A 7,072-nucleotide genomic window follows, 5' to 3' on the forward strand; every position below is an offset into this window, starting at 1 on the left:
AGATGACAAATGAAGTCAAAAAAAACGATGAAAAAATGGAAGTTACCTACAAAGTTAATGGCGAAAATATTCGATTAACTGGCAGTATGGTTCAAAATTTTCTAGCAAACGGAAATTCTAGAATCACTCAACAAGAAACAATGATGTTTTTAACCTTATGTAAATATCAAAAGTTAAATCCTTTTATTAAAGAAGCGTACATTATCAAGTTTGGTAATAGCCCAGCTCAAATTATCGTATCAAAAGAAGCATTTATGAAGCGTGCAGAGGCAAATCCAAATTTTGATGGGCTTAAGGCCGGCTGTATTGCTACGAATGTAGATAGCATTGATCCACGATACACAGAAGGTGCCTTTATTCTACCTGATGAAACTTTATTAGGTGGATGGGCAGAAATATACCGGAAGGATAGAAAGATTCCTACAAGAGTGGAAATATCACTAAGCGAGTTTCAAAAAATGAAAAACGGTCATCCATCATCAACATGGGCTTCAATGCCAGCAACAATGATCCGTAAAACAGCGATTGTTAATGCTTTGCGTGAGGCATTCCCTAATGACTTAGGAGCAATGCAAACCGAAGACGATAAAGAGGTAGAGGATGAAACACCTAAAAATGCAAGTCAAGCATCTCAAGGCAATATAACAAATATCAATGATTTGGCAAAGGCCAAAAAGGAACAAATTAAAGTAGCTAACGACCCTAAGGATGTCACCCCTAAAGCTGAAGATAAAAAGCCTGTTCAAAAGGTTCAAGTACGTAAGCCCGTTGATCTAAATCAACTAGATAAATTTGAAAAAGAACAAAAAGCGTTTTTGAAACAAGCTAAAGAAGGAGGAATTGATGACGATGCTGAAACAAATGGATCAGAGCCAGTTAAAGAAGACCCAAATCAAACAGAACTCTTTGACACAAAATAATTACTACGATTTATCTACTGATATTTCTTGGCAATCGCCAACTTTCTTCAAAAAGTTTTTAGCATGTGAAGCTGAAACTATCGCAGAACTTAACAAAGAATACAAGCCAGATTTTAAAGAAGCACTGTTAGTTGGAAATTATCTACATACTTATTTTGAAAGTCCAGAAGCACATTTGAAGTTTGTATTTGATAACAAGTGGGATATCTTTTCAAAAAAGAAAGCTACTAAGAAGGATGCTGCTGATGGTTTAGATAGAAATGGACAGGTTCTAAAGAACAGTATTACTGCGCCATTTGAACAAGCTGAGAGAATGATACAGGCTCTGGCAACTGATGAAGGTTTTATTGATAACTATCAAGGTGATAAAGAAGTTATCGTTACAGGTCAAATTGACGGTGTTAACTGGAAGGGCAAAGTTGATTGTTTAAATCTTGATAAAGGTTACTTCATTGATCTAAAAACTACTCAGCAACTTGATAAAAAATATTGGAATGTTGAGGAACATGGATGGGATTCATTTGTAGCTCATTGGAATTATCAACTTCAAATGTACGTCTATCAACAGCTAATACTTCAAACGTATGGAGTTTTATGTACACCATACATAATTGCCGTAACTAAAGAAAAGATTCCTGCCAAGGCTATTATTTCGATTCCAGAAGAAAGAATGCTGGAAGCTGAAGATCAGATTTATGAAATGCAGGACCATATTGAAGATGTTAAAGCCGGACGTGTTGAACCAACTAGATGTAGCAAATGTGATTATTGTAAGTCAACCGCAAAACTAGGAAAGATTGTCAGCATGGATGACTTAATAGACTAGGAGGTGACTTTATGAATTACCTAAAACAGTTACAGGCGTTTAGAGATTATCAAATGTTTGAAACCGAGTTATCCAGTGGACAAATTGCTTTATACTACGCACTTTTGCAGATAAACAATAAATGTTCATGGATAGAATGGTTTACTGCTGCTAATCAAACGCTTGAAACACTTTCGGGATTGAGCCGGTCAGGTATCAATAAGAACAGGAATGTTCTTAAACAACTTGGGCTAGTCGATTTTGAGAGTAATGGCAATCGCAAAGCCACGTCTTATAAGATATGTGTACTTTATAACGAAGATAGTACACATAACAGTGAACATAACAGTGAACATAGGAGTACACATAACAGTACACATAACAGTACACATAACAGTAGCACATTAATTAAACAAGACAGAAACATAAACAAAACTAATAAAGATAGTCACAACTCAAAACACGACAAGCGTGTTTATGAGGTTGATGACATTAATTTTAAACTAGCTCAATCGCTATTATCAAAGATTGAGGAACAAAACCCAGACCACAAGAAGCCTGATCTACAGAAATGGGCTAATGATATTCGATTAATGCACGAGCAGGATAATCGTTCGTACGACAAGATTCAAAAAATGATTGATTGGTCTCAAAACAATGACTTTTGGTCTAGCAATGTACTTTCTGCCACTAAATTGCGTAAACAGTATGACACGATGGCGGCACAAGCTAATAACGAGGTTAAAGGCAAAACTATAGGTTATCGCAAAAAGTCTGGACGTGTTGAGACGGCGACCGATTGGGACAAAGTTAAGGCCAAAAAAATGTCAAATAATTCAAATGAACTGCAAGAAAGACTAGCAAAAATACGAGGTAAACAAGATGCAACAAATTAACTCAAAAAACTTGTTATATAGGCGTTCACAGACACCTATTTCAGATGAAAAACAGACAGTTATAGACGAGATAGCTAAGGAGAGCGTGTACTTAGAACAAGCGATTGATAATTTAGAATATCAATTTGAACACATGGATAACCTTAGGAGAAAATATTCAAATATTTTTAACAATCCGTTTTTAATGGTTAAGTTAGAGGCTTCACTAATCAATGCTTACAGTCTAAGAAAATGCTACGATTCAGAACTTAGAAAGTTGGTGTCGAAACATGATTAATTTTGATTTAAGAGGTTTATTAATTCCCAGAAATTTAACTTTGAATGACTTGGCCGAAATGTCTGGAGTTAACTACTGGACTATATGTCATATGTCTCAGAGAACTTATAAATCAACCAAGATTTCGGATATTCAAAAAATATGTAAGGCATTAGATATATCTCCAAATGAATTATTTGGATATGAAAAGGTGTTAAATGGCTGATTTACATCTAACAATCAACGAGATACCAGTACCAGCCTCACGTCCAAGAGTGGCTAGATGGGGCACTTACATAGCAGAGCCATATAAGAGTTATAAAAAGTATATTGAAGCTCTATATGCAGAGAAATATCACAATGAGCAATTATTTGATCGTGGGATTCCATTAGTTGCACATATTCATTTTTACAGACCAATTCAAAAAGGATTGTCCAAAAAAGAACATGCAAGACGTGCAAATCATGAAGTTAAACCAGCAATTAAGCCTGACTTAGATAATTATGAGAAAGCTATATATGACGGCCTCAAGAAAGCTTGGTTTGATGACGGGCAAATAGTAAAGCATGAGACAGAAAAAGATTATGACGAGAATCCTAGAACGGAAATAGAAGTTAGGGAGTGGACAAAATGAATAAAAGCCAAAATGAAATTTTAAAGGCAGTTAGAAATTCTATTCAAAATAATAACGATATGGTATTGGCCATTAAGTATGTTCCGGATGGAAAAGATGAGACAGATTATCTGACTGATTACTCTTTTAGCGTGAAAAGCTTCAATTTTGATGGTAGTCAAAGTCAAGATGAAGAAAAGAGATATAATGCCAGTCTTGCCTCAATGATTGCCCTGGATACGGCTATGGATTTGTACGGTAAAGGTAAAGGTATTGATTTGAATCAAAGACAAATTGACAGATTAACCTTTGAAACTGAATTAAATCTAAATAAGATGGTCCATAATGTCACAGAATCAGGTGAACTTAAACATGAAGGCAATTGATTTGACTGGTAATAAGTTTGGACGATTAACAGTAATATATAAGACCGATAGAAAGAGAAGCGGAACTTTTGATGCTCGAAAAGAAGCTGAAAAAAATATTTCAAATAAATTCGTGGAGGATAAATAAATGGATAATTTAGTAATTATGAAAGATCAGCAAGCAGTAACTAGTAGTTTGCAAGTTGCAGAGACATTCAATAAGAATCATAGAGACATATTAAGAGCAATTGATGATTTAGAAAAAGATGTGCGCAATTTTGCGCAGATGTTTTCAATAACAGATTTGCCTGATACATACGGTAGAAAACGAAGAGCGTTTTACATGAATCGAGACGGTTTCACATTACTTGCAATGGGGTTCACAGGTAAGAAAGCATTGAAATTCAAAATGCAATATATCGAAGCCTTTAACAATATGGAAAATGAGTTGAAACAAGGATATTCCACCAAAAATGTTGGTGGCTATCAAGTACCTTCTAATTATCGTGGTGCATTGCTATTAGCAGCAGATCTACAAGAGCAAGTTGAAATTATGAAACCTAAGGCAATATTTGCGGATTCAGTATCAACTTCACATACAACTATTCTTATAGGAGACTTAGCAAAGATTCTAAAAGGCAATGGTATTAATATTGGCGCAAGAAGACTGTTCCAATGGATGAGAGATAATGGCTATTTAATCAAACGTAAGGGTGCAGACTACAATTCTCCTACTCAAAAATCAATGAATTTAGGATTGTTTCAAATTAAAGAATCCTCTCACGTTAACGGAGATGGAGTGACGGTTGTTACTAAGACGCCAAAAGTTACCGGTAAAGGTCAAAATTATTTTGTTAATAAATTCCTATCAGAAAGTGAAAGGATGGAAGCGTAAATGATAAATAGAGTAGTCCTAGTAGGACGATTAACACGTGATCCAGAATTGAGATACACACAGAATGGTGCAGCATTTGCCAGTTTTACAGTTGCTGTTAATAGATCGTTTACCAATGCTCAAGGTGAACGGGAAGCAGACTTTATCAATTGTGTGATTTGGCGTAAGGCAGCAGAGAACTTTTGTAAATCCACCCATAAAGGCTCACTTGTTGGAATTGACGGCCGTATTCAAACACGAAATTACGACAATCAGCAAGGACAAAGAGTCTATGTAACTGAAGTTGTTGTCGAAAACTTCTCATTACTTGAATCTCGTTCAGAATCTGAAAAGAGGAGTTCTGGCAATGGTTCAAATAATTCAGACTCAAATCAAGCACCTAATTATAATCAACAAAATCAATCAAATCAGACTTCATACGGAAACAATAATAGCCAAAGTAACAACAATAGTAATAACAACAATAATCAATCTAACAATTCAAACAATAATATGAGCAATCCGTTTGCTGACAATAGTAAACCAATCGACATATCAGATGACGATTTACCATTTTAATTAGGAGGTAAAAATATGGACGTAATTTCATTAGTTCAATCAATCGAAAACGATTATGGAATGGATTGCAAACTTTGGCCCGAAAATGATGCAAGATTGAAAAAAACGCGTGAGTGGTACATAAAACATTCTGATGAAATAAGGAGAAATATATCTTATATAGATATGCAAAAAATTCAAAAAGCGCTTGATGAACAAATACCAAAGAAAAAGATTTGCGAGATTTTTGGAATTAGTCGTGGAAAGCTAGCACACGATATTGAATTAGGAAAATTAAGTGATACGAAGTGGAGAACAGGTGGGGAGGTAGAATAATGAATTACGAAAAGGTCTATAAGTTATACATAAGGTCGGCATTTAGTGATGAATGCCACAACATTGTTCGAGCTATCATGTATATTCAAAAGCATTTTTATGCCATGCCAAAGGAGTTTAGAAATGCTGACAGAGAACTTAGCGATGAGACCAAGAACAAAATAATTCAATCAATTCTTTGGGAGGACGAGATTGCTAACAAATTTAAATTGTGCCGTGTATGAGATGCACTGCAATAAGTATTTGTCTATTGAAATTGCTGATGCTTTACACATTAGTGATGAGGACGTTGAGCTTATTGACAAGGCTAATCAAGAACACTTGGCAAAATTGGAAATGATCAGACTAGGGCGGTTAAGCCTTAGTGATTTTAATTAGAGGTTAAACATATGACAAATAAAGAGATTTATAAAGAAATGTTAATCAAAATATATGAAGATCAGCATCAATCAATGGAGAGCACAATCAATTATGTATTTACACATCACAATAAGCTACCCATGACATTTATTAACGCAAGAAGAGAGTTAACCGATTCTGATAAAAATGATGTGATAAGAGATATTTGTTATCCATTCTAAGAAGGTAGAGATATGATTCAAGATATTAACTTACAAGTTTATGAAATGCGTAAAAACGGCTACACATTCGCTGAAATAGCTGATGTATTAAACTATAGTGCTGAAGACATTAGAAACATCGATGATGTTAATCAAACTAGCTTAGATGTTCTTTCAGGCTTATATGATGGAACATTGACGTTTAACGATATTGATTAGGAGGATAAAATATGAGAATTTTAAAGGGTTGGACTAAAAAAGAACGTAAGGAACTAGAGAAAGCTAAAGACGGCGGTTTCTTTTCAGCTATGAGCCTAATTGATGATATTGTTGATGGTGGTTGCCATGCATTGTCTGGAAAATATTACAGTGAAGATACTAATGACAGCAATCAAATGGCTAAGGATATTGTAGATTTCTACTGTGATAGAGCTAAGTTTCCTGAACAAATGTACAAAGTCACATTGCCAGATGGTAGTTATTTAGTAAAAGACAAATTCGAGGACAATAGATGGATGTTCAAATATATCGATCAAGATGGCTACGATATTATGAATTCGACAGATTGTGAAGATACATTTACTGAACAAGAAATCAAAGATATTGACTCAAGATATATGGCTTTCGCTGTGCCAGTGGAGGAAAACTAATGATTAAAACATATACAACAACAGTAAAAGCAGAAGTGTTTGACGGTAGTAAAGAAATGGCGTCACGTTATCCAATTAGAGGTTTTGACATAGGCAAGCATGATGAACGTTGGGTACTGGATATGTCAATTAGAGGCCAAGAATTTCCATATCCATCACCTTTGTCAAAGGGACAATATATTGTTACTGCACAGACGGGTAAAGTAATAAATATGTGGCCAAATGATTTTTATGACCT

The 7,072-nt window shown here is 34.8% G+C and carries 17 protein-coding genes; all 17 read left to right on the forward strand.

Going from position 1 to position 7,072, the window contains the following annotated elements; all coding sequences use genetic code 11:
* The first annotated feature begins 2 nt into the window (after positions 1–2).
* Positions 3–920: a phage recombination protein Bet gene (bet, locus tag JCM14932_RS14725; RefSeq protein ID WP_025024140.1), complete on the forward strand. Its 918-nt coding sequence runs from the start codon at positions 3–5 to the stop codon at positions 918–920.
* A complete protein-coding gene (locus JCM14932_RS06285; protein WP_025024141.1) occupies positions 850–1,746 on the forward strand; it encodes a PD-(D/E)XK nuclease-like domain-containing protein in 897 nt (298 codons plus the stop codon). The genes bet and JCM14932_RS06285 overlap by 71 nt, the downstream gene beginning before the upstream one ends.
* A gap of 11 nt (positions 1,747–1,757) precedes the next feature.
* Complete coding sequence (locus tag JCM14932_RS16760) at positions 1,758–2,621, forward strand: phage replication protein O (protein WP_025024142.1); 864 nt, start codon at positions 1,758–1,760, stop codon at positions 2,619–2,621.
* Complete coding sequence (locus tag JCM14932_RS06295; RefSeq protein ID WP_025024143.1) at positions 2,608–2,898, forward strand: hypothetical protein; 291 nt, start codon at positions 2,608–2,610, stop codon at positions 2,896–2,898. The genes JCM14932_RS16760 and JCM14932_RS06295 overlap by 14 nt, the downstream gene beginning before the upstream one ends.
* Positions 2,891–3,103 (forward strand): helix-turn-helix domain-containing protein, encoded by a 213-nt coding sequence (locus JCM14932_RS17620; protein WP_025024144.1) that lies wholly within the window; start codon positions 2,891–2,893, stop codon positions 3,101–3,103. The genes JCM14932_RS06295 and JCM14932_RS17620 overlap by 8 nt, the downstream gene beginning before the upstream one ends.
* On the forward strand, positions 3,096–3,512 hold the full coding sequence (locus JCM14932_RS06305; protein ID WP_025024145.1) for a RusA family crossover junction endodeoxyribonuclease: 417 nt from the start codon (positions 3,096–3,098) through the stop codon (positions 3,510–3,512). The genes JCM14932_RS17620 and JCM14932_RS06305 overlap by 8 nt, the downstream gene beginning before the upstream one ends.
* Positions 3,509–3,877, forward strand: a complete 369-nt coding sequence (locus tag JCM14932_RS06310) for a hypothetical protein (protein ID WP_025024146.1) — start codon at positions 3,509–3,511, stop codon at positions 3,875–3,877. Before JCM14932_RS06305 ends, JCM14932_RS06310 begins: the two co-directional genes overlap by 4 nt.
* The gene (locus JCM14932_RS16490) at positions 3,864–4,004 is read left to right on the forward strand and encodes a hypothetical protein (protein ID WP_155832082.1); all 141 of its coding nucleotides are present in this window, start codon (positions 3,864–3,866) and stop codon (positions 4,002–4,004) included. Before JCM14932_RS06310 ends, JCM14932_RS16490 begins: the two co-directional genes overlap by 14 nt.
* Positions 4,005–4,751 (forward strand): phage antirepressor KilAC domain-containing protein, encoded by a 747-nt coding sequence (locus tag JCM14932_RS06320; protein WP_025024147.1) that lies wholly within the window; start codon positions 4,005–4,007, stop codon positions 4,749–4,751.
* Positions 4,752–5,309: a single-stranded DNA-binding protein gene (gene ssb / locus JCM14932_RS06325; protein WP_025024148.1), complete on the forward strand. Its 558-nt coding sequence runs from the start codon at positions 4,752–4,754 to the stop codon at positions 5,307–5,309.
* A gap of 15 nt (positions 5,310–5,324) precedes the next feature.
* Complete coding sequence (locus tag JCM14932_RS06330; RefSeq protein WP_025024149.1) at positions 5,325–5,624, forward strand: hypothetical protein; 300 nt, start codon at positions 5,325–5,327, stop codon at positions 5,622–5,624.
* Positions 5,624–5,848: a hypothetical protein gene (locus JCM14932_RS06335; protein ID WP_025024150.1), complete on the forward strand. Its 225-nt coding sequence runs from the start codon at positions 5,624–5,626 to the stop codon at positions 5,846–5,848. Before JCM14932_RS06330 ends, JCM14932_RS06335 begins: the two co-directional genes overlap by 1 nt.
* The gene (locus JCM14932_RS16495) at positions 5,817–6,002 is read left to right on the forward strand and encodes a hypothetical protein (RefSeq protein ID WP_155832083.1); all 186 of its coding nucleotides are present in this window, start codon (positions 5,817–5,819) and stop codon (positions 6,000–6,002) included. The genes JCM14932_RS06335 and JCM14932_RS16495 overlap by 32 nt, the downstream gene beginning before the upstream one ends.
* A gap of 11 nt (positions 6,003–6,013) precedes the next feature.
* Positions 6,014–6,205, forward strand: a complete 192-nt coding sequence (locus JCM14932_RS06345; RefSeq protein ID WP_025024151.1) for a hypothetical protein — start codon at positions 6,014–6,016, stop codon at positions 6,203–6,205.
* Positions 6,206–6,217: 12 nt separating this feature from the next.
* A complete protein-coding gene (locus JCM14932_RS06350) occupies positions 6,218–6,403 on the forward strand; it encodes a hypothetical protein (RefSeq protein WP_025024152.1) in 186 nt (61 codons plus the stop codon).
* Positions 6,404–6,414: 11 nt separating this feature from the next.
* A complete protein-coding gene (locus tag JCM14932_RS06355; RefSeq protein WP_025024153.1) occupies positions 6,415–6,834 on the forward strand; it encodes a DUF1642 domain-containing protein in 420 nt (139 codons plus the stop codon).
* The coding region (locus tag JCM14932_RS06360; protein ID WP_025024154.1) for a hypothetical protein at positions 6,834–7,072 on the forward strand (239 nt) is incomplete at its 3' end. The genes JCM14932_RS06355 and JCM14932_RS06360, both read left to right, overlap by 1 nt.

The organism is Companilactobacillus nodensis DSM 19682 = JCM 14932 = NBRC 107160, assembly GCF_000615905.1.
GTDB classification, from domain to species: Bacteria; Bacillota; Bacilli; order Lactobacillales; family Lactobacillaceae; genus Companilactobacillus; species Companilactobacillus nodensis.

What these genes read in the sequence shown, in the direction of transcription:
- bet (WP_025024140.1), top strand. Translation starts at nt 3, where the DNA reads ATGACAAATGAAGTCAAAAAAAACGATGAAAAAATGGAAGTTACCTAC.
- JCM14932_RS06285 (WP_025024141.1), top strand. Translation starts at nt 850, where the DNA reads ATGCTGAAACAAATGGATCAGAGCCAGTTAAAGAAGACCCAAATCAAA.
- JCM14932_RS16760 (WP_025024142.1), top strand. Translation starts at nt 1,758, where the DNA reads ATGAATTACCTAAAACAGTTACAGGCGTTTAGAGATTATCAAATGTTT.
- JCM14932_RS06295 (WP_025024143.1), top strand. Translation starts at nt 2,608, where the DNA reads ATGCAACAAATTAACTCAAAAAACTTGTTATATAGGCGTTCACAGACA.
- JCM14932_RS17620 (WP_025024144.1), top strand. Translation starts at nt 2,891, where the DNA reads ATGATTAATTTTGATTTAAGAGGTTTATTAATTCCCAGAAATTTAACT.
- JCM14932_RS06305 (WP_025024145.1), top strand. Translation starts at nt 3,096, where the DNA reads ATGGCTGATTTACATCTAACAATCAACGAGATACCAGTACCAGCCTCA.
- JCM14932_RS06310 (WP_025024146.1), top strand. Translation starts at nt 3,509, where the DNA reads ATGAATAAAAGCCAAAATGAAATTTTAAAGGCAGTTAGAAATTCTATT.
- JCM14932_RS16490 (WP_155832082.1), top strand. Translation starts at nt 3,864, where the DNA reads ATGAAGGCAATTGATTTGACTGGTAATAAGTTTGGACGATTAACAGTA.
- JCM14932_RS06320 (WP_025024147.1), top strand. Translation starts at nt 4,005, where the DNA reads ATGGATAATTTAGTAATTATGAAAGATCAGCAAGCAGTAACTAGTAGT.
- ssb (WP_025024148.1), top strand. Translation starts at nt 4,752, where the DNA reads ATGATAAATAGAGTAGTCCTAGTAGGACGATTAACACGTGATCCAGAA.
- JCM14932_RS06330 (WP_025024149.1), top strand. Translation starts at nt 5,325, where the DNA reads ATGGACGTAATTTCATTAGTTCAATCAATCGAAAACGATTATGGAATG.
- JCM14932_RS06335 (WP_025024150.1), top strand. Translation starts at nt 5,624, where the DNA reads ATGAATTACGAAAAGGTCTATAAGTTATACATAAGGTCGGCATTTAGT.
- JCM14932_RS06345 (WP_025024151.1), top strand. Translation starts at nt 6,014, where the DNA reads ATGACAAATAAAGAGATTTATAAAGAAATGTTAATCAAAATATATGAA.
- JCM14932_RS06350 (WP_025024152.1), top strand. Translation starts at nt 6,218, where the DNA reads ATGATTCAAGATATTAACTTACAAGTTTATGAAATGCGTAAAAACGGC.
- JCM14932_RS06355 (WP_025024153.1), top strand. Translation starts at nt 6,415, where the DNA reads ATGAGAATTTTAAAGGGTTGGACTAAAAAAGAACGTAAGGAACTAGAG.